The sequence below is a fragment of the Sulfuricystis thermophila genome (genome assembly GCF_004323595.1).
GTDB lineage: Bacteria > Pseudomonadota > Gammaproteobacteria > Burkholderiales > Rhodocyclaceae > Sulfuricystis > Sulfuricystis thermophila.
Window position 1 is genome coordinate 1,245,073 of record NZ_AP019373.1, and the last position, 19,401, is coordinate 1,264,473.

The 19,401-nt window shown below is 62.8% G+C and carries 15 protein-coding genes and 1 tRNA gene; 5 read left to right on the forward strand and 11 right to left on the reverse strand.

The annotated features are described in order from the left end of the window. Positions 1-89: 89 nt before the first annotated feature. A complete protein-coding gene (gene lon / locus M52SOB_RS06295) occupies positions 90-2,516 on the forward strand; it encodes an endopeptidase La (protein ID WP_131111078.1) in 2,427 nt (808 codons plus the stop codon). A gap of 22 nt (positions 2,517-2,538) precedes the next feature. Beyond that, positions 2,539-2,614, forward strand: a tRNA-Val gene (locus M52SOB_RS06300). Positions 2,615-2,655: 41 nt separating this feature from the next. Here M52SOB_RS06300 and M52SOB_RS06305 read toward each other — a convergent pair. The 3 genes from M52SOB_RS06305 to M52SOB_RS06315 form a co-directional block, all read right to left on the reverse strand. Next, entirely contained in the window at positions 2,656-3,528 is an 873-nt protein-coding gene (locus M52SOB_RS06305; protein ID WP_131111079.1) for a tetratricopeptide repeat protein, read from the reverse strand. 74 nt (positions 3,529-3,602) lie between these two features. After that, positions 3,603-4,478 (reverse strand): NAD(P)-dependent oxidoreductase, encoded by an 876-nt coding sequence (locus tag M52SOB_RS06310; RefSeq protein ID WP_131111080.1) that lies wholly within the window; start codon positions 4,476-4,478, stop codon positions 3,603-3,605. A 31-nt stretch (positions 4,479-4,509) separates the two neighbouring features. Then, the gene (locus tag M52SOB_RS06315; RefSeq protein WP_131111081.1) at positions 4,510-4,980 is read right to left on the reverse strand and encodes a YbhB/YbcL family Raf kinase inhibitor-like protein; all 471 of its coding nucleotides are present in this window, start codon (positions 4,978-4,980) and stop codon (positions 4,510-4,512) included. 99 nt (positions 4,981-5,079) lie between these two features. Here M52SOB_RS06315 and purL point away from each other — a divergent pair, with 99 nt between their 5' ends. From purL to M52SOB_RS06330, 3 genes are read left to right on the forward strand one after another with little or no spacing between them, the layout of a single operon-like run. Further along, positions 5,080-8,970: a phosphoribosylformylglycinamidine synthase gene (purL, locus tag M52SOB_RS06320; RefSeq protein ID WP_131111082.1), complete on the forward strand. Its 3,891-nt coding sequence runs from the start codon at positions 5,080-5,082 to the stop codon at positions 8,968-8,970. Then, on the forward strand, positions 8,928-11,654 hold the full coding sequence (locus M52SOB_RS06325; protein WP_284155231.1) for a cation-translocating P-type ATPase: 2,727 nt from the start codon (positions 8,928-8,930) through the stop codon (positions 11,652-11,654). The genes purL and M52SOB_RS06325 overlap by 43 nt, the downstream gene beginning before the upstream one ends. 9 nt (positions 11,655-11,663) lie before the next feature. Continuing rightward, positions 11,664-13,841 carry a RelA/SpoT family protein gene (locus M52SOB_RS06330; protein WP_131111083.1) on the forward strand — a complete coding sequence of 726 codons (2,178 nt, stop codon included), beginning with the start codon at positions 11,664-11,666 and terminating at the stop codon, positions 13,839-13,841. Between the two features lie 79 nt (positions 13,842-13,920). Here the strand turns inward: M52SOB_RS06330 and mobA are convergent, their stop codons facing one another. From mobA to M52SOB_RS06370, 8 genes are all read right to left on the reverse strand, one after another. After that, positions 13,921-14,487 carry a molybdenum cofactor guanylyltransferase MobA gene (mobA, locus tag M52SOB_RS06335; RefSeq protein WP_131111084.1) on the reverse strand — a complete coding sequence of 189 codons (567 nt, stop codon included), beginning with the start codon at positions 14,485-14,487 and terminating at the stop codon, positions 13,921-13,923. Further along, on the reverse strand, positions 14,480-15,496 hold the full coding sequence (moaA, locus tag M52SOB_RS06340; protein ID WP_131111085.1) for a GTP 3',8-cyclase MoaA: 1,017 nt from the start codon (positions 15,494-15,496) through the stop codon (positions 14,480-14,482). Before moaA ends, mobA begins: the two co-directional genes overlap by 8 nt. A gap of 270 nt (positions 15,497-15,766) precedes the next feature. Next, complete coding sequence (locus M52SOB_RS06345) at positions 15,767-16,243, reverse strand: V4R domain-containing protein (protein ID WP_131111086.1); 477 nt, start codon at positions 16,241-16,243, stop codon at positions 15,767-15,769. Positions 16,244-16,254: 11 nt separating this feature from the next. Next, positions 16,255-17,004 carry a phosphate/phosphite/phosphonate ABC transporter substrate-binding protein gene (locus tag M52SOB_RS06350; RefSeq protein ID WP_284155232.1) on the reverse strand — a complete coding sequence of 250 codons (750 nt, stop codon included), beginning with the start codon at positions 17,002-17,004 and terminating at the stop codon, positions 16,255-16,257. Between the two features lie 28 nt (positions 17,005-17,032). Continuing rightward, positions 17,033-17,773 (reverse strand): phosphate/phosphite/phosphonate ABC transporter substrate-binding protein, encoded by a 741-nt coding sequence (locus M52SOB_RS06355; RefSeq protein WP_131111088.1) that lies wholly within the window; start codon positions 17,771-17,773, stop codon positions 17,033-17,035. Beyond that, a complete protein-coding gene (locus tag M52SOB_RS06360) occupies positions 17,770-18,261 on the reverse strand; it encodes a PAS domain-containing protein (protein WP_284155233.1) in 492 nt (163 codons plus the stop codon). Before M52SOB_RS06360 ends, M52SOB_RS06355 begins: the two co-directional genes overlap by 4 nt. A 21-nt stretch (positions 18,262-18,282) precedes the next feature. Beyond that, positions 18,283-18,645 (reverse strand): roadblock/LC7 domain-containing protein, encoded by a 363-nt coding sequence (locus M52SOB_RS06365; protein ID WP_126445233.1) that lies wholly within the window; start codon positions 18,643-18,645, stop codon positions 18,283-18,285. Positions 18,646-18,661: 16 nt separating this feature from the next. Then, complete coding sequence (locus tag M52SOB_RS06370) at positions 18,662-19,315, reverse strand: hypothetical protein (protein ID WP_131111090.1); 654 nt, start codon at positions 19,313-19,315, stop codon at positions 18,662-18,664. Positions 19,316-19,401 lie beyond the last annotated feature (86 nt).

Sequence of the window (19,401 nt, forward strand, 5' to 3'; positions counted from 1 at the left end):
CGTCCGCCTCGATCCGGACGGCGGCTTGAATCTCTTGCCCATGTCCCCATGTGCGGGGAACTGCAACTACACAATGAGAGGATGCGTCCATGTCAGACGATCTCGAACTTACCCAGCAAAGCACGGCCAACATCCTGCCACTTCTGCCATTGCGCGACGTGGTGGTGTTTCCCCACATGGTCATCCCGCTCTTCGTCGGCCGCCCGAAATCGATCAAGGCGCTCGAGGTGGCGATGGAAACCGGCAAGAGCATCCTGCTCGTCGCCCAGAAATCGGCTGCCAAGGACGAACCGGATCCGGCTGACCTCTATGACGTCGGCTGCATCTCGAACATCCTGCAAATGCTCAAGCTGCCCGACGGTACCGTCAAGGTGCTGGTCGAGGGCACGCAACGTGCGCGCATCCGCCGCGTCGAGGACAAGAATGGCCTGTTCATCGCGGAAGTCGAACCGGTCGTGATCCCGGAGCGCAGCAGCCATGAAATCGAAGCGATGCGGCGCACGATCCTGGCGCAGTTCGACCAGTATGTGAAGCTGAACAAGAAGATTCCGCCGGAAATCCTCACTTCCCTTTCGGGGATCGAGGAAGCCGGCCGCCTGGCCGACACCATCGCCGCCCATCTGCCGATGAAGCTCGAGCTCAAGCAGGGCATCCTCGAGCTGTTCAACATCGACGAACGGCTCGACAAACTGCTCAGTCAGCTCGAAACCGAACTCGACATCCTCCAGGTCGAAAAGCGCATCCGCGGCCGCGTCAAGCGCCAGATGGAAAAGAGTCAGCGCGAGTACTACCTGAACGAACAGGTCAAGGCGATCCAGAAGGAGCTCGGCGAAGGCGAAGAGGGCGCCGATCTCGAAGAACTGGAGAAGAAGATCAAGGCCGCCGGCATGAGCAAGGAGGCGCTGGCCAAGGCGCAGTCCGAGCTCAAGAAGCTCAAGCTGATGTCGCCGATGTCCGCCGAGGCCACCGTGGTGCGCAACTATCTCGACGCGCTGATCAGCCTGCCGTGGAAGAAGAAGTCGCGCGTCTCGAAAGATCTCGCCGCGGCGCAGAAGATCCTCGACAAGGACCACTACGGGCTCGAAAAGGTCAAGGAACGCATCGTCGAATATCTTGCCGTGCAGCAGCGCGTAGACAAGCTCAAGGCGCCGATCCTCTGCCTCGTCGGGCCTCCCGGCGTGGGCAAGACTTCGCTCGGTCAGTCGATCGCCAAGGCGACCAATCGCAAGTTCGTGCGCATGGCGCTGGGTGGCGTGCGCGACGAGGCCGAGATTCGCGGTCACCGGCGTACCTACATCGGCTCGATGCCTGGCAAGATCCTGCAGAACATGGCCAAGGTCGGTGTCAAGAATCCGCTGTTCCTGCTCGACGAAGTCGACAAGCTGGGCATGGATTTCCGCGGTGATCCGTCGTCGGCGCTCTTGGAAGTTCTCGACCCCGAGCAGAACCACACCTTCCAGGACCACTACATCGAGGTCGATTTCGATCTCTCCGACGTGATGTTCGTCGCGACGGCCAACACGCTCAACATTCCGGCGCCGCTGCTCGACCGCATGGAGGTGATCCGCCTGTCCGGCTACACCGAGGACGAGAAGGTCAACATCGCCGAGCGCTATCTGCTGCCCAAGCAGATGAAGACCAACGGCCTGAAACGCGATGAGCTGACCGTCACCGAAGATGCGATCCGCGACATCGTGCGTTACTACACGCGCGAGGCCGGGGTGCGCGCGCTGGAGCGCGAAATCTCGAAGATCTGCCGCAAGGTCGTCAAATCGCTGGTGCTGAAACCGCGCAAGCACAAGGTCATCGTCAACAGCAAGAACCTCGAGAAATATCTCGGCGTGCGGCGTTACACCTTCGGCGTGGCGGAAAAGGAAAACCAGGTCGGCCAGGTCACAGGCCTCGCCTGGACGGAGGTGGGAGGTGAGCTGCTCACCGTCGAAGCCGTCGCCGTGCCCGGCAAGGGCAAGACGGTGACGACCGGCAAGCTCGGCGAAGTGATGCAGGAGTCGGTCCAGGCGGCGCTCACCGTGGTGCGCAAGCGCGCCCGCTCGCTGGGCATCCCCGAGGACTTCTATCAGAAGAACGACATCCACATCCACCTGCCCGAAGGCGCCACGCCAAAGGATGGCCCATCAGCGGGTATCGCCATGTGCACCGCGATGGTCTCGGTGCTGACCGGCATCCCGGTGCGTGCCGATGTGGCGATGACCGGTGAGATCACGCTGCGCGGCGAAGTGCTGCCGATCGGCGGCCTCAAGGAGAAGCTGCTCGCCGCGGTACGCGGCGGCATCCGCACGGTGCTGATCCCCGAGGAGAACGTCAAGGATCTCACCGAGATTCCCGATACGATCAAGAACCGCATCGAGATCGTGCCGGTACGCTGGATCGACAAGGTGTTCGAGCTGGCGCTGGAGCGCATGCCGCAGCCCTTGCCGGAAGCCACCGCCGAAACACCGGCTGCATTGCCACCTGCCGAGGTGAAAGCCGACGCCGCCGGGCTGATCAAGCACTGATAAAATACGGCGACGTTCTTCCGGGTGCTTAGCTCAGTTGGTAGAGCGTCGCCCTTACAAGGCGAATGTCGGCGGTTCGAACCCGTCAGCACCCACCAATCAAAAAGCCCGGCTCTGCCGGGCTTTCTGTTTTGTGCACTCAGTTCAGGGTGCGGGCCAGCGCGATGCGGAACTCGCGCACCAAGTCGTCATATTGCGGCTGCGCCGACAGCAACGTGAACAGCTTGAGCATGCCCTTGCGGCCGGCTTCGTCGTTCCATTTGCGATCGCGGCGCACGATTTCGAGGAGGTGTTCCAGCGCGCCACGGTAGTCCTGCCGCAGCGCCAGCGCATTGGCCAGTTGCAGGCGCGCCTCGTGATCGTTGGCATCGCGTTCGAGGCGAGTCGCCAATGCAGCGAGATCGACGCCGCTCGCCGTCTGGGCCATTTCGATACGTGCTTTCAACGCCGCTGCCCGATCCTGGTCGCGCACCCGGTCGGCGACGGCGGCCAACAGTTCGCTTGCCTCGGACAAGGCTTCCGGCGTGCCGAGATCGAGACTGAGCTGGATGAAGTCGAGGTAGGCGGTGTCATTCCTCGGATCGAGATCGATCGCCTCGGCCATCTTCTGGCGTGCTGCGACGAGGTTGCCGGCAGCGGCGAGTGACAGAGCCTCGCGGCGCAGCGGCTCGGCGGGCGAGGGGATCAGCCGGTCGAGGAACTCCCGAATTTGTGCTTCGGGCAGGGCGCCGGTGAATTCATCGACCAGTTCGCCACCGACGAAGGCCTTGACTGCAGGGATACCGCGCACCCCATAGCGCATCGCGAGTGCCTGGTTTTCGTCGGAATTGATCTTGGCGAGGATGAACTTGCCGGAATATTCCGCCGCGAGCTTTTCGAGGATCGGCTTGAGAATGCGGCAGGGCTGACACCACGGCGCCCAGAAGTCGACGATCACCGGCACGCGCCGCGAGGCGGCGAGCACTTTGTCGTCGAAATCGGCAATGGAGACATCGATTGCGTGTTGGGACATCAGAAAACCTCGCGTATTGGAAATCGCATGCCATCCCGCAGGTAGGGTCGAGCGGCGATTTTTAAATTCCCCCGTCAGGCGGGGGAGCTCAGCTTTTCGAGCAGCTTCAATGCCGCGATCGAGTCTTCCTCGCCCATGCCACTGCCGACGATGGCGTTGAAGAGCTGCGTCGTTGCAGCCGCGGCGGGCAGCATCAACCCGAGGCGATGCGCTTCTTCCATGACGATGCGCAGATCTTTCTGGTGCATCCAGGCCTTGAAGCCCGGCTTGAAGTTGCGCTCGATCATGCGCTGGCCATGGTTTTCGAGGATGCGCGAGTAGGCGAAGCCTCCCAGCAGTGCCTCGCGCACCTTGGCGACGTCGACACCGTTCTTCGCCGCGAAATTGAAGGCTTCGGCCACCGCCATCACGCCGACGCCGGTCAGGATCTGGTTGCAGGCCTTGGCGACCTGCCCAGCGCCGATCTCCCCGATCAGCGTCACCGACTTGCCGAGCTTCTCGAACAGCGGTTTGACCTTCGCGAACACCTCGGGTCTGCCGCCGACCATGATGGTCAGTGTGGCGTTGATGGCGCCGATTTCACCACCGGAGACCGGCGCATCGAGGAATTCGATGCCTTTGTCCGCCAGCGCCGCGCCGATCTCGCGCGCGGCATTCGGGTTGATGGTGCTCATATCGACGACGATCAGTCCGGGACGCGCGCCAGAGGCGACACCGTTTTCACCCAGGACGACCTCGCGAACGTCGGGGGCGTCGGCCACCATCGTGAAGACGACATCGGCATGGCGCGCCACCTCGGCTGCCGAAACATGGACTTTCGCCGCGACGTCCTTGAAGGGTTCGAGCGAGGCAGGCCGGCGTGCCCACAAGTGCAGCGTGTGGCCGGCGTTGGCGAGATGCAGGGCCATGGGACGTCCCATGAGACCCAGGCCGATGAAACCGATGTTCATGAGGGACTTCCTTTGCGGGGATCAAGTGAAATCACGGATGCTTTTGATAGGTGCCAATGAGTTGCGCTTCGCCGAGGATATGGCCAGCCATCGCCTTTTCCAGTTGCGTCTTGGTCGGGTGCTTCAGGTCGGGCAACACGACATCGAGCGCGTAGAGCTTGTGGAAATAACGATGGCGGCCGATCGGCGGACAGGGGCCGCCATAGCCGGTGCGCTGCCAGTCGTTGAGACCTTCGCGCGTGCCAGCCGGCAGGGTCTTGACCGCTTCGGGCAGGCCCTCGGTCGTGGGTGGAATGTTGTAGAGCACCCAATGCACCCAAGTCATCTTCGGCGCGGCCGGATCGGGGGCATCGGGATCATCGACGATCAAGGCCAGGGTTTTCGTGCCGGCAGGAACCCCTGACCAGGTGAGCGGCGGGGAAACATCGGCGCCCTGGCAGGTGTATTTCGCTGGAATGGCGGCCATGTGAGCAAAGGCCAGCGAGGTGAGGATCAAACTCATAATGATCCCTCCAAGTCATGAAGAGGGCAACAAGTATAATTCCATCCTGCATCGAGCCCAGGCCTGCGACGCTCCTCACCTTATTCTTTTTCCCGAGCCATGCCACGAATCCTCAAGCTGCGCGGCGCCGCCGCTTTTTCTCCCTCCCATCTCGCCCGCCTGCAAAAGACGCTTGATACCCCACTTGCCGCCGAGCATTGGTATTTCGTCGAACTCGACGGCGCGCTGTCAGCCGAGGATGAGGAGCGCCTGAAAAATCTGCTGGGCATTCCTGCGGTATTGCCGCCGCAGCCGCAAGGGCGAATGCTGCTCGTCACCCCCAGGCTCGGCACGATCACGCCGTGGTCGTCGAAAGCCACCGACATCGCCAAAAACTGCGGCTTCGCAGCGGTCAAACGCATCGAGCGCGGCATTGCCTACACCTTGCCAAACTCGGCGCTGGCGGAACGGCACATCGCACGGCTCCACGACCGGATGACCGAGTCGGTGCTCGATTCGCTCGCGGCCGCCGAACAGCTTTTCCACCACGTCGCACCGCAACCGCTGACGAGCGTGGACATCCTTGCCGGGGGCCGCGCCGCGCTGGTCCGGGCCAACGGCGAGCTGGGGCTGGCACTGTCGGATGACGAAATCGACTACCTGATCGACAATTTCACGAAGCTCGGGCGCAATCCAACCGACGTCGAGCTGATGATGTTCGCGCAGGCGAATTCCGAGCATTGCCGCCACAAGATCTTCAATGCCTCGTGGGAGGTCGATGGCGAGCCACAGCCGATGTCGCTCTTCCAGATGATCCGCGAGACGCACAAAGCCCATCCCGCGGGCACCATCGTCGCCTACGCCGACAACGCCGCGGTGATCGAAGGCGCGCGGATCCGGCGCTTCTACCCGCAGGTAGACGGCACGTATGCCTACCTCGAGGACACCACCCACATCCTCGCCAAGGTCGAGACCCACAACCACCCGACCGCGATCTCGCCGTTCCCCGGCGCGGCCACCGGCTCCGGCGGCGAGATCCGCGACGAGGGGGCGACCGGCCGCGGCGCCAAGCCCAAGGCGGGTTTGTGCGGCTTCTCGGTGTCCGACCTCAAGATTCCGGGCTTTCAGCAGCCGTGGGAATCAAATTACGGCAAACCCGAGCGCATCGCCTCGGCGCTCGACATCATGATCGAGGGGCCGCTCGGCGCGGCGGCCTTCAACAACGAATTCGGCCGGCCGAATCTGGCGGGCTATTTCCGCACCTTCGAGCAGGCATTCGACGGCGAGGTGCGCGGCTACCACAAGCCGATCATGATCGCCGGCGGTGTGGGCAACATTTCCGCCCGTCACTGTTTCAAGGAGAAATTTCCGCCCGGCACGAAGCTGATCCAGCTGGGCGGCCCGGGCATGCTGATTGGTCTCGGCGGCGGCGCGGCCTCGTCGATGGCCACCGGCGCGAACACGGCAGATCTCGATTTCGCCTCGGTGCAGCGCGGCAACCCGGAGATGCAGCGCCGCGCCCAGGAGGTGATCGACCGCTGTTGGCAGATGGGCGAGGCGAATCCGATTCTTGCCATCCACGATGTCGGCGCGGGTGGCCTCTCGAACGCGATGCCGGAACTCGCCAACGATGCCGGGCGCGGCGCCTGGTTCGATCTGCGCAAGGTGCCGACCGAAGAGCCGGGCATGAGCCCGCGCGAGATCTGGTGCAACGAGGCGCAGGAGCGTTATGTGCTCGCCGTCGCTCCCGAACGTCTCGCCGAATTCGCGGCGATCTGTGCACGCGAGCGCTGCCCTTTCGCCGTGATCGGCGAAGCGACCGAAGCGCGTCAACTCGTCGTCGAGGATGCGCATTTCGGCAATCGGCCGGTCGATATGCCGATGGAAGTGCTGTTGGGCAAGCCGCCACGCATGCACCGCAAGGCGGCACACAAGCCGGTGGCGATGCCGCCGCTCGATCTCGATGCGATCGATCTGCAGGAGGCAGCCATGCGTGTGCTACGCCTGCCGGCAGTGGCATCGAAAAGTTTTCTGATCACCATCGGCGATCGCACGGTCGGCGGTTTGACCTGTCGCGACCAGTTCGTCGGCCCGTGGCAAGTGCCGGTCGCCGATGTCGCGGTGACGGCGATGGGTTTCGATACCTATTTGGGCGAGTGCTTCGCGATGGGCGAGCGAACGCCCGTGGCGCTGCTTTCCGCGCCGGCTTCGGGCCGCATGGCGATCGGCGAGGCGCTCACCAATCTCGCCGCGGCAAAAGTGGCCGATCTCGGCCAGGTGAAGCTCTCCGCGAACTGGATGGCGGCCGCCGGCCACGGCAACGAGGATGCGGCGTTGTTCGATACCGTGAAGGCCGTTGGCCTTGAATTCTGCCCTGCGCTCGGCATCTCCATCCCGGTCGGCAAGGATTCGCTGTCGATGCGCACCCAATGGCAGGAAAACGGTGTCAAGAAGTCCGTCGTTGCGCCGCTTTCCCTGATCGTCACCGCCTTCGCGCCTTGCTTGGATGTGCGCGAGACGCTTACGCCACAATTGCAATCGGACGCAGGCGGAGAAACCGAGCTGATCTTGATCGATCTGGGGCAGGGCAAAAACCGTCTGGGCGGCTCGGCGCTCGCGCAGGTGTATGGCCAAGGGAAAATGAGCGGCGATGAGCCGCCGGATGTCGATGCGGAGTTGCTGAAGCGCTTTTTCGCCGCGATCCAGACGCTGCGGCCGAAGATCCTCGCCTATCACGACCGCGCCGACGGCGGGCTGTTCGCCACGCTTTGCGAGATGAGCTTTGCCTCGCATCTGGGCATTTCGGTCAACCTCGATACCCTGTGCTACGACCCGCTGATGAACGATGTCGATGGTATCGAACGTGCGCCGCAATGGATCGATGGTCGGATGCAGGATCGCCTGCTCGCCGCACTATTCAACGAGGAACTCGGCGCGGTGATCCAGATCCGCCGCGCTGAGCGCACGGCCGTGATGCAGACCTTGCGTGATCATGGCCTCGGCGCCTGCAGTCACATCATCGGCACATTGAATGATGCCGACGAGATTCGCCTCTGGCGCAACGCCAAAGCGGTGCTGGCGCTGCCGCGCATCGAGCTGCAGCGCGCCTGGAGCGAGACGAGTTACCGGATCGCCGCCTTGCGCGATGACCCGGACTGTGCGCAGGAGGAGTTCGATGCGCTGCTCGATGCAAGCGACCCGGGCCTGAGCATGCACCTGAGCTTCGATCCCGCCGCGCCGTTCGCGATCGGCGGCCAGCGGCCGAGGATCGCCATCCTGCGCGAGCAGGGCGTCAATGGCGAGGTCGAGATGGCGGCCGCCTTCGACCGGGCCGGTTTTGATTGCGTCGATGTGCATATGTCCGACCTGATGAGCGGCCGCGTGCATCTCAAAGACTTCAAAGGGTTGGCGGCCTGCGGCGGATTCTCCTACGGCGATGTCCTGGGGGCAGGGCAGGGCTGGGCGAAATCGATCCTCTTCCACCCCGAATTGAGAGACGAATTCGCCGCGTTCTTCGCCCGCCCCGACACCTTCGCGCTGGGCGTGTGCAATGGCTGCCAGATGATGGCCCATCTCGCACCGATCATCCCCGGTGCACAAGCCTGGCCGACCTTCCAGCACAACCGCTCCGAGCGCTTCGAGGCGCGCTTCGTGATGGTCGAGATTCCCGCCTCGCCGTCGATCTTCTTTGCCGGCATGGCCGGATCCCGCCTGCCGGTGGTGGTCTCCCACGGCGAGGGGCGGGCGGTGTTTAACAGTGACGAGCGCCCGCCGATCGCGCTACGCTACGTCGATCACCGTGGCCAGCCGACGCAGCGCTATCCCTTCAACCCGAACGGCTCGCCCGATGGCATCACGGGGGTGACGACCGCCGATGGCCGCTTCACGATCATGATGCCGCATCCGGAACGCATCTTCCGCAGCGTGCAGATGAGCTGGCATCCGGCGGGGCTGGGTGAGGATTCGCCGTGGCTGACGATGTTCCGCAACGCGCGGAAGTGGATCGGGTAACGGCGGCCACTGGGCGAGACACCTCTCCCGAGAGGCTTTCCGGTCCGGAACTGGCTTGCCGGACGGTAGCCGAGGCGCTCGCGGCGCTCGGCAGCAGCTCGCAGGGGCTCGAGGCCGGCGAAGCCAGGGCACGTCTCGGAAAATTTGGCTCCAACCGCATCGAGGCGGTAACGCGTGAGCCACGCTGGCTCGGCCTGTTGCGCGAGTTCAGCCATTTCTTTGCCATCGTGCTCTGGCTGGCCGCAGGGCTCGCCTTCGTCGCGGAACGCTATCAGCCGGGAGAGGGGATGGCCGAGCTCGGCTATGCCATCATCGGCGTGATCCTTCTCAATGGTGGCTTCTCGTTTTGGCAGACTTACCGCGCGGAACAGGCTTTGGCCGCTCTGCGCCGGCTGCTGCCGCTGCGAGTCGAGGTCCGGCGCCCAGCCGGTGTGGAAGTCGTGCCTGCCGAAGCGCTGGTGCCGGGGGATGTCATCCTGCTCGCCGAAGGCGCCAAAGTGCCGGCAGATTGCCGCATCATCGAAAGCTGGGGGCTACGCGTCAATCTCGCCACCTTGACCGGCGAACCCCTGCCCAAAGCACGCAGCGCAGAACCCGACTGGGTCGACGATCCCCGCCAGGCGCGCTGTCTGCTGCTGGCCGGGACGCTGGTCGTCGCAGGTGAATGCGCGGCCCTCGTCTATGCGACGGGTATGAATACGGCATTCGGTCAGATTGCTCATCTGACCCAGACGGCCGGTGAAACCGTGTCGCCGCTGCAACGGGAGATTCGCCGCGTTTCCCGCTTCGTCGCGCTGCTGGCCTTGGCGCTCGGCGCGATTTTCTTCGTCATCGGCGGCTATGTGGGTCTGTCGCTGTGGGCGAGCTTCATGTTCGCCATCGGCATCATCGTCGCCAACGTGCCCGAAGGACTGCTGCCCACGGTAACCCTGGCGCTCGCCATGGCGACGCAGCGCATGGCGCGGCGCAATGCGTTGGTGCGGCATCTGCCGGCCGTCGAGACCCTTGGCAGCGCTACCGTGATCCTCACCGACAAGACCGGGACCTTGACCCAAAATCGCATGGCGGTGCGCGAGTTGTTCGTCGACGGCCGTCATCGTCTGGCAGGGCGCGCCAGCGCGGAACATGACCTTGGTTGCCTGCGGGCGGTGGCGCGTCATTGCCACAGCCTCAAATTTCCGCGTGGCGAGCCTCATGGCGACCCGATGGAAATCGCGCTGTGGGAATTCGCCGGCGCCATACCGGAAGCGGGACGGCGTGTCGGCGAGCTACCTTTCGATACCGAGCGGCGGCGCATGTCGGTGGAAATGCGCGACGACTCGGGAGAAGGCTGGCTTTGGTGCAAGGGCGCGCCGGAAGCAGTCTTGCCCTTGTGTTCGAGCTGGCGCGATGGCGGACAAAGCCGGCCGCTCGATGCCGCCGCACTGGAAGCCTTCCGCAGAGCTCAGGAAGCCATGGCCGATCGCGGCCTGCGCGTCCTGGCGCTCGCCTGGCGGCGGCTGGCGCCGGGCGAGGCGGCCGTGGAGCAGGGGCTCGAACTATGTGGCCTGGTCGGGCTTGAAGACCCGCCCCGTCCCGATGTCCAGGCGGCAGTGAAGCGTTGTCACGAAGCGGGCGTGCGGGTGATCATGATCACCGGCGATCATCCGCATACCGCGTTGGCGCTGGCGCGCGAGGTGCACATCGTACGCAGCGCCACACCGTCGGTAGTGACCGGCGAAGCCTTGCAGCAAATGGATGCGACTGCTCTGTCCCATGCCCTCGATCACGAGGAGCTCGTGTTCGCCCGTGTCACCCCCGAGCAGAAAATGCGTATCGTCGAAGCCTTGCGCGCCAAGGGGGAGATCGTGGCCGTAACCGGGGACGGCGTCAATGACGCACCCGCGCTGAGAACCGCGGACATCGGCATCGCGATGGGGCTTTCCGGCACCGACGTGGCCCGTGAGGCCGCCGACATCGTCTTGCTCGATGACCACTTCGCGACCATCGTCAATGCGATCGAGGAAGGCCGCGCGGTGTATGAAAACATCCGTAAGTTCCTCACCTACATCCTGACCTCGAACATTCCGGAGATCGTCCCCTATCTGGCCTTCGTGCTGTTGCGCATCCCGTTGCCCCTCACGGTGATCCAGATCCTCGCCGTCGATCTGGGCACCGACATCCTGCCAGCACTGGCCCTGGGGGCGGAAAAACCCCACCGCGACGTGATGCGCCGCCCACCCAAACCCCGCACGGAGCGCCTGCTTTCCTGGCCGCTGCTGGCGCGGGCCTATCTCTTTCTGGGCCCGCTGGAGGCCTGTGCGGCAATGGCCGCCTTCTTCTATGTGATGGGGCAGGGCGGCTGGTATTACGGCGCGATGCCACCAGGCAACGATCCGCTTTATCTGCAGGCGACCACGGCTTGTCTCGCCGGCATCGTGCTGGCCCAGATGATGAACGTCTTCGTCTGTCGCCATCCCATCCTGCCGGCCTGGCATTTTCCGCTGCGCGAAAACCGCCTGTTGCTCACCGCCCTAGCCGTCGAGGCAGCATTGTTGCTGGCGATCGTCTATACCCCGCTGGGCAACCGGTTGTTCGGCACCGCGCCGCTCTCTGCCGCAGTGTGGCTGTTTGCCCTTCCTTTCGCCCTCTTGTTGGGGGTGGCGGAAGAGACGCGCAAGTGGTGGGTGAGGCGTCACCGGTAGAATCCGACCATGGTCTCCGTTGTCCATGCCCTGCCGGATTCAGGCATCGATGCCGCGACACTCGACCGCCTCACGCAAGGATTGCCTGAGGCGGGAGCAGGGCGGTTGCTCGCTGCCGTCGATTTCGCCCGTGAAGTCTATGGCGATGCGAAACTCGGCTCTGGCGAGACGGCACTCGCGCATGGCCTGGGGGCCGCGCTGATCCTTGCCGGCTTGAATCTCGATCTCGATTCGCGGCTCGCCGCGCTCCTGTTCGCGGTGCCCGATTTCCTTCCGCAGGCACGGGAAAAGCTCGCCGGCCAATGGGGCGAGTCGCTCGCGTTGCTGGTCGATGGCCTGTATCGCCTGAAGAACCTGAAGCCGCTGAACCTCGCCAGCGGCCAGAACATCGCCGCCCAGGCCGAAATCCTGCGCAAGATGCTGCTCGCGCTCTCCACCGACATCCGTGTCGTGATGGTGCGGCTGGCCTCGCGCACCCAGACGCTGCGTTTTCTCACCTACCACGAGTCGCCGGAACGCGCCGAGATCGCCCGGGAAAGCCTGGAAATTTACGCGCCGCTCGCCAATCGCCTCGGCGTCTGGCAGATCAAGTGGGAGATCGAGGATCTGTCCTTCCGCTTCACCGAGCCGGACACCTACAAGAAAATCGCCCGGCAACTGGACGAACGGCGGCAGGAGCGCGAAGCCTTCATCAGCAACGCGGTAGCGCGCCTCGAAGCGGAGCTCGCCAAAGCCGGCATCGCCCATGCCGAGGTGTATGGCCGGCCCAAGCACATCTACAGCATCTGGAACAAGATGCGCCAGAAGCACCTCGATTTCGAGCAGGTCTATGACGTGCGTGCGCTGCGCATCATCGTCGATGAAGTGCGCGACTGCTATACGGCGCTCGGCGTCGTGCATGCGCTCTGGCAGCCGATCCACGGCGAATTCGACGACTACATCTCGCACCCGAAAGGCAATTTCTACCGCTCGCTGCATACGGCGGTGATCGCCGAGGACGGGCGCGCGCTCGAGGTGCAGATCCGCACCCAGGAAATGCACCGCCACGCCGAACTGGGCATCGCCGCCCACTGGCGCTACAAGGAGGCCGGGAACACACCCGCGAAGGCCGATTCTTCCTATGACGACAAGATCGCCTGGTTGCGGCAGCTGCTCTCCTGGCGGGACGAGATCACCGATTCGGCCGTCTGGGTCGAGCAGTTCAAGCGCGCCGCGCTCGACGACACGATCTACGTGGTCACACCGCAGGGCAGGGTGATCGATCTGCCCAAGGGGGCCACGCCGCTCGATTTCGCTTACCGGGTGCATACCGACCTCGGCCATCGCTGCCGCGGCGCGAAAGTCGACGGGCAGCTGGTGCCACTCAATACGCCGCTCGCCAGCGGCCAGCAGGTCGAAATCATCGCCGCGAAAAGCGGCGGACCATCGCGCGACTGGCTCAATCCCGGCTATCTCTTCTCTTCACGCGCCCGGCAAAAAGTCAAGGCCTGGTTCTCCGCCCAGCAGGAAGCCGAGATGCTCGCCGCCGGCCGCGCCTTCGTGCTCAAGGAATTGCAGCGCGATGGCGCCACCCAGGCCAATCTCGATGAACTGGCGCGCAAACTCGGCTTCAAGAATAGCGATGCGTTGTTCCTCGCCGCGGCGCGCGACGAAGTCGGTCCGCGCGCGATCGAAGCGGCAGTGAAAGGCGCGCCGGTCGCCGAAGCCGTGCCTGAAATCCTCACCCATCGGGCCAAGGCGCAGTCGAGCGGGCAGATCCTCGTCGTCGGCGTCGACAAGCTGATGACCCAGCTCGGTCGCTGCTGCAAGCCGGTGCCGCCCGATGCGATCGCCGGCTTCGTCACGCGCGGCCGCGGCGTCTCCGTGCATCGCGTCGAATGCCCGAATTTCCGCAACATGGCGGCGAGGAACCCCGAGCGCGTCATCGATGCCACTTGGGGAAACCAGCGGGAAGGCAGCTATGCCTGCGACTTGTTCATCGAGGCTGCGGACCGCCAAGGCTTGCTGCGCGACATCTCGGAAGCGCTCTCGAAAGAGAAAGTCAATGTCACTGCGGTGAAAACGCGCTCGAAAGGCGGTGTCGCGCACATGTCGTTCACCGTGGAGCTCGGCAGTGCCGCGCAGCTGCAAAAGATATTGTCCGTGCTGGGGGAAATCGGTGGTGTGAGCCGGGTGAGCCGCGGCTAAGCGCTTGTGAAAAATTCCGCTGCGCTCGCGACGAATTTTTTCACAAGCACTGAGGCCAAAATCTTTGTGGGACAGGCGGTCAGGTCTCCTTGGCAAGTTCCTCGGGCGTATTCAGATTGCGGAATGCCACCGCATCGGGGAATTCCACCTCGACGGCGCCTTGAGCGCGGCACCAGGCCATCAACTTGCGCTCGCCGGCAGCGAGTCGGGCTTCCACGCTGGGCAGCAAGTCACGACGGCAGAGCAGGAAGGTCGGCTGCGTGCCTTCGGCGGTGGCGGCGATCGCCAGGGATCGAGCGCCGACGCCCGCCATCAGGCGGGGAACGAGATCGACAGGCAGGGCAGGGCAATCACAGGGGACGACCGCCAGCCATGGTGTCGTACAGGCCGACAGGCCCGCGGCGATGCCTGCCAGCGGGCCGAAACGCTCGTCTGCCGTATCGCAAACCACCGGGTAGCCGAAGGCCCGATAGGCATCGAGATTGCGGTTGGCGCTGATCAGGAGTCGGCCGACCTGCGGGGCGAAACGTTCGATGACATGGGCGATCAGCGGCTTGCCGCGGTAGTCGAGCAAGCCTTTGTCGGCCCCGCCCATACGGCGGCCTTCGCCGCCGGCGAGGATCAAACCGGTGACCGTGCTATCCACCGATGTAGGACATCTCGATTTTTTTCAGATTCGGCGTGGCCGCCATGCGCAACTGCGAATAGCGGTCGCTGCGCTGCTGCCAGATGCTTTCGATCGCTGCATCGAGCGCCGCGTCGTCGGCGCCGCTGCGCAGCAGGGCGCGCAGATCGTGGCCGCTGGAGGCGAACAGGCAGGTGTAGAGCTTGCCCTCTGTCGACAGGCGGATGCGCGTGCAGCTGTCGCAAAAGGCGCGCGTGACCGAGGAAATCACGCCGATCTCGCCGGCGCCATCCAGATAACGCCAGCGCTGCGCCACCTCGCCGGGATAATTCGGATCGATCGGCTCGATCGGAAAATGCTCGCCGATGCGGCGCAGCACCTCTGCGGAGGGCACGACCTCGTCGAGCTTCCAGCCATTCGTGGCGCCGACATCCATGTATTCGATGAAGCGCAGGATGTGCCCCGTGTGACGGAAATGCCGGGCGAGCGGAACGATCTGGTCGTCGTTCATGCCGCGCTTGACGACGCAGTTTACCTTCACCGGCACCAAGCCCGCTCGTGCGGCCGCCTCGATGCCGGCCAGCACCTTCGCCACCGGATAATCGGCATCGTTCATGCGCTTGAACGTGGCATCGTCGAGGGCATCGAGGCTGACCGTCACCCGTGCGAGGCCGGCGGAGCGCAGGAGTGCGGCTTTCTTTTCCAATAGCGAGCCGTTGGTCGTCAGCGTCACTTCCAGGCCAGGAATCGCGGCTAGCATCTCGACCAGGTTTTCCATACCATGGCGTAACAGCGGTTCGCCACCGGTGAGTCGGATCTTGCGCACCCCGCGCGCGACGAACAACCGCGCGATGCGGGTGATCTCCTCGAAGGAAAGCAGATCGCTGCGCGGCAGAAAAGGATAATCGCGGCCGAACACCGTCTTCGGCATGCAATAGACGCAGCGGAAATTGCAGCGGTCGGTGATCGAGATGCGCAGATCGCGTACCGGACGGCCGTAGGTGTCCAACAATGGCGGCATGGAGCTCATCGGCTCATTATAGGGTCACAACACATTGCGCATCCTTTCAGTGAGGCGAAGCGTGCCGTCTCGCCAGCGCAGATTTTCGCACGCATATTTGGGCGGCCTAACGCCGCATCGACGACCTCGTGCCACCCACGGTCAATGAAACATGAGCGCTTGAGGTCGGCACGTAAGGCGTTTCACGCTAACCCTCAAGCCATCGATGCCTAATACTTCGCATAATCCGTATTATGTCAAATCATTTCTATGGCGAGGTGTCGAATGCAATCCTGCTGTTCAGTTCAGTATCTTCACTTCGAAACCACAGGTCGGGTTGCCCAAGCCGCCGATACAGGACGTTTCGCGCGCCTGCACTTTGGCTTGCAAAATCGAACCGATCGCGCCGGCGATCAAGCCGCCTTCAAACGAACAAAGGGGCCTGCCGACAGGCGTCATTCCTGCACAAGTGATGCATTCATGCACATCGACCTTGAATCCTTCATTCAGTTTTTCGACGCTGATCTCGCCGAGCTTCAGTTGCCGGCAGAGATCGAGAAACTGCTCGACGCTTTGTAAACCCAGTTGCCCGCCGAGTTTCTTGCCCGCCAGATAGGCCTGCGCCGCCGCGGCAGGACCGAAGAGATCTTCCAGCACCACGAGCCGCAGCAAGCGAAAAACCGCAATCGGGGCCTCGCTGCCCAGTTTCGGGCGGACGATACGCAACGCATTGCCGACATCGACAGCGGCGAATGACGTTTTGTGATGCTCTTCCATCTTTTTCCCTTTCAAAGTGAAAAACCGACACCGATCATGGATGAAAGTAAGTCGATATCGTTTATATCGGCTGGCTCGAAACCCGAGAAATGCAGATCGGCGAGGATTCGGCTGCCCTGCGGATCGGTGTGCATGTTGCAGAGCAATTCCAGCAGCGGCTGGAATTTGTCCTGCCACTCCGGCGCGAGGCAAAAACAATGGTAGGCCAGTTTGCTTTGGCTTTCGGCCAGAACGCGCAGCTCTTGGCGCGTCTTGTCCGCCATCCCCTGCCACGTTTCGTTATAGACGAAAGCCAGATCGGCTTTGCCCTGGATCACCGCCTGTGCTGCGGCGAGATGGTTGCCGCTGAAGACGAATTCGCAATCGCTGCGATGAATACCCTGACTGTCGAGCAATTCGAGGCCCAGGGTGTGCACGATCAGTTTGTCCGTCGCCGAGGCGATCTTCAGTGGTCTACGTTGAAGATCGGCGCCGGACGCCGGCCCGACCAGAAAGGTCTCGTCGAAAAACCCGACCGGCCGGGCAACTGGAATGAAGTTCTTTTCCATGCGAAAGATCGCGGCGCTGAACGGGTTGGCATAGACGAGCCGATAGGGGCCCGCCAGCACCGCTGCCCTTTCCTGGATGAAATTGTCCTTCGGCTCGAAGTGCAGACGGCAGCCGAGATGACGCTGGATGTAGGTATTGAGGGTGTACCAACCGACCAGATTCTTGGCGGTGTCGTGCGGGCAGACGGAAAACAGCTCTGAGGCGAATTTCATGTGTGTCCCGGGAGTGTTTGGATTGTCGTCAATCGACCAGGGTGTCCATCAGGTCGACCATGAATTCCGCTTCTTCGGCATCGGTGGCTTGCCAACCGGTGACGCCGATCTCTTTCAGCAAACCAGGCTCGGTGTCGTTCATGGCCAACAGCGCCTGCCTGATCTCGTCTACCTGGTTTGTCAAGCGCGGCCCGGCGAGGAACAGATGATGGATGACGTGTATCTGGCTTTTCAGGATCACGCGTAGCCTGTTGCGGATCGTCGGCGAGAGTTCGGCAAAGGTCTCGGCGAGGAAGAATCCGGCATCGGCTTGGCCATTCATCAGGGCCTTGGCGACCAGCACATAATTCTCGCAGCGTTGGTATTGGATGTCGGCCGGCGTGATGTCGGCCGGTTCCAGCAGGATCTGCCCGATCATGTTGATTTCCGGATCGTCGGTGGCGGCAACACGCAAGTCCGGACGGAAATCCTCGATGCGGTTGACTGGACTGTCGACCGGTACGGCGATGATGGTTTCGTCGGGCCGCATTCTCGGATGCACCACCGGCACGAACTGTTTCTCGCGTAGGAGCATTGCCCCGTCGGCAGGGTTGGCGTAGATCAGGTCGATCTTGCCCGCGTCGATCGCGGCATGACAGGCAGAAAAATCGGTGAACAGGTCGAGATGGAGCGGCAGGCCAAGCTGCTTTTGCAGCCTGGTGTTGAGGACGAACCAGCCGGCCAGATACTTGGTGTTGAAATCGGGGCTCAGGGTGAGGGTGTATTTCATTGGCGATTCCCCTGCTCTTCCTGCAGCAAGCTCTTGTAGAGGGCGGCCATTTCCTCGATCTTGCGGCGTGAAGGTTTGCGGCGCACGGAGGTATAGCTGACGATACGTCCATCCCGGATATTGGGCACGACGGTGGCGTATACCCAGTAAAACGCCCCATCCTTGCGCAGGTTTTTCACATAGCCGTGCCACTTCTTTCCTTGGCTGATCGTGTCCCACAACCCCTTGAAAGCCACTGCGGGCATGTCGGGATGGCGCAGGATGTAATGCTGCTCCCCTACCAGTTCATCTTCGCTATAGCCGGACATGTCGACGAAAGCCTGGTTGGCGTGGGTGATCACCCCGGATGGATCGGTACGCGAAACGATCAATTTGCCCTCCGGAAAGGGCACTTCACGGTGCGTGACGAACACCCGTCGCCGGAAGCCGTCGTAATAGGTGAGCCAATGCTCCTCGCCGCTTTCGCCGTGAAGATCGGCAAGCGTCATGTCGCGCATGTTAAGGCGACCTCACAGCAATTTGCTGACGCTTTCGGCTGCACGCTTGGCATCGAGGAAAATCAGTCCGAGCTTGGCCCCAGGGCGTGCCACCACCGACAGCACGGCGTCCTCGCCAGCATGGATCATCAGAATGTAGCCCTCCTTGCCTTTCACCATCACCTGTTCGAGCGCGCCGCAGCCCAGTTCACTCGCGCTGCGATCGCCGAGCGTCAGCATCGCCGCGTTCATCGCGCCGACGCGGTCTTCGTCGAGGTTGGCCGGCAACAGGCTGGCAATCATCAGGCCATCGGTCGAAACGACCGCGGAGCCGATGATATCGGCCGAACTGCCGTTCAAATCACTGAGCACGGCACGCAACATTTCCTCACGCATGTGAAAGTCTCCTTGTCTATGTGGATACGAAATCGAGTGCGGCATATCGGCGCGACAGCCACCATACCAGATCGACGAACGCCGGACGGTCGAATGCCGGTGTACCGGCGATCGATAATACGAACTTCTGGTTACCAATGAGCAGTGGCCAGAAACCGAGCTGGCCATTGCCGGCGGCATCGACTGCCGCCCAACCGCCCGGTGGAAGCCGTAAGTTCTTGTCGAGCAGGCCACTATGGCGCGCCTGTAATGAAGCGATGGAGGCCGCCAATGCCGCCAATTCCTCGACAACCTCGTGTACGAAGCCGACATTGGCGAGATAAAAACCCTGCGAATCGGCAAGCAAAGCTTTGCCGGCGCCTGACAGTTCAGCGAGCAAGCGTGGGACATCCCGCTCCATGTTGAGATCCGGAGCCTCGCGACGGTCTTTGCTGCCGGCCAGCCAGCCGAGTTCCTGTAGGCGATAGAGCAGCTCGACGAAATCGGCTTCGCTGCTGCCACCAGCGAGTTCCGCCAGATTTGCCTGATCCAGCAACGGTGTCTCAGGCAGGGACAGCAAGCGTCCAATCAGTGCGCGGGCGGCATCATTCTGATTGCCGGCGACGGCGCGATAGACACCCGCTGGCGTGACGTTCACATAAACCCCAGAGTTGAGGGTGTAATCAGGCATGATCGATCCAATCTTCAGAAATAGCGTATGTTAATACGATCGTCATGATGGCATGGGTGCCAATTTCGGTTGCGGGAAAAAGCCCG

Excerpts from the sequence above, each read along its gene's own strand:
- lon (WP_131111078.1), top strand. The coding sequence starts at position 90 with ATGTCAGACGATCTCGAACTTACCCAGCAAAGCACGGCCAACATCCTG.
- M52SOB_RS06305 (WP_131111079.1), bottom strand. The coding sequence starts at position 3,528 with ATGTCCCAACACGCAATCGATGTCTCCATTGCCGATTTCGACGACAAA.
- M52SOB_RS06310 (WP_131111080.1), bottom strand. The coding sequence starts at position 4,478 with ATGAACATCGGTTTCATCGGCCTGGGTCTCATGGGACGTCCCATGGCC.
- M52SOB_RS06315 (WP_131111081.1), bottom strand. The coding sequence starts at position 4,980 with ATGAGTTTGATCCTCACCTCGCTGGCCTTTGCTCACATGGCCGCCATT.
- purL (WP_131111082.1), top strand. The coding sequence starts at position 5,080 with ATGCCACGAATCCTCAAGCTGCGCGGCGCCGCCGCTTTTTCTCCCTCC.
- M52SOB_RS06330 (WP_131111083.1), top strand. The coding sequence starts at position 11,664 with ATGGTCTCCGTTGTCCATGCCCTGCCGGATTCAGGCATCGATGCCGCG.
- moaA (WP_131111085.1), bottom strand. The coding sequence starts at position 15,496 with ATGAGCTCCATGCCGCCATTGTTGGACACCTACGGCCGTCCGGTACGC.
- M52SOB_RS06345 (WP_131111086.1), bottom strand. The coding sequence starts at position 16,243 with ATGGAAGAGCATCACAAAACGTCATTCGCCGCTGTCGATGTCGGCAAT.
- M52SOB_RS06350 (WP_284155232.1), bottom strand. The coding sequence starts at position 17,004 with ATGAAATTCGCCTCAGAGCTGTTTTCCGTCTGCCCGCACGACACCGCC.
- M52SOB_RS06355 (WP_131111088.1), bottom strand. The coding sequence starts at position 17,773 with ATGAAATACACCCTCACCCTGAGCCCCGATTTCAACACCAAGTATCTG.
- M52SOB_RS06360 (WP_284155233.1), bottom strand. The coding sequence starts at position 18,261 with ATGACGCTTGCCGATCTTCACGGCGAAAGCGGCGAGGAGCATTGGCTC.
- M52SOB_RS06365 (WP_126445233.1), bottom strand. The coding sequence starts at position 18,645 with ATGCGTGAGGAAATGTTGCGTGCCGTGCTCAGTGATTTGAACGGCAGT.
- M52SOB_RS06370 (WP_131111090.1), bottom strand. The coding sequence starts at position 19,315 with ATGCCTGATTACACCCTCAACTCTGGGGTTTATGTGAACGTCACGCCA.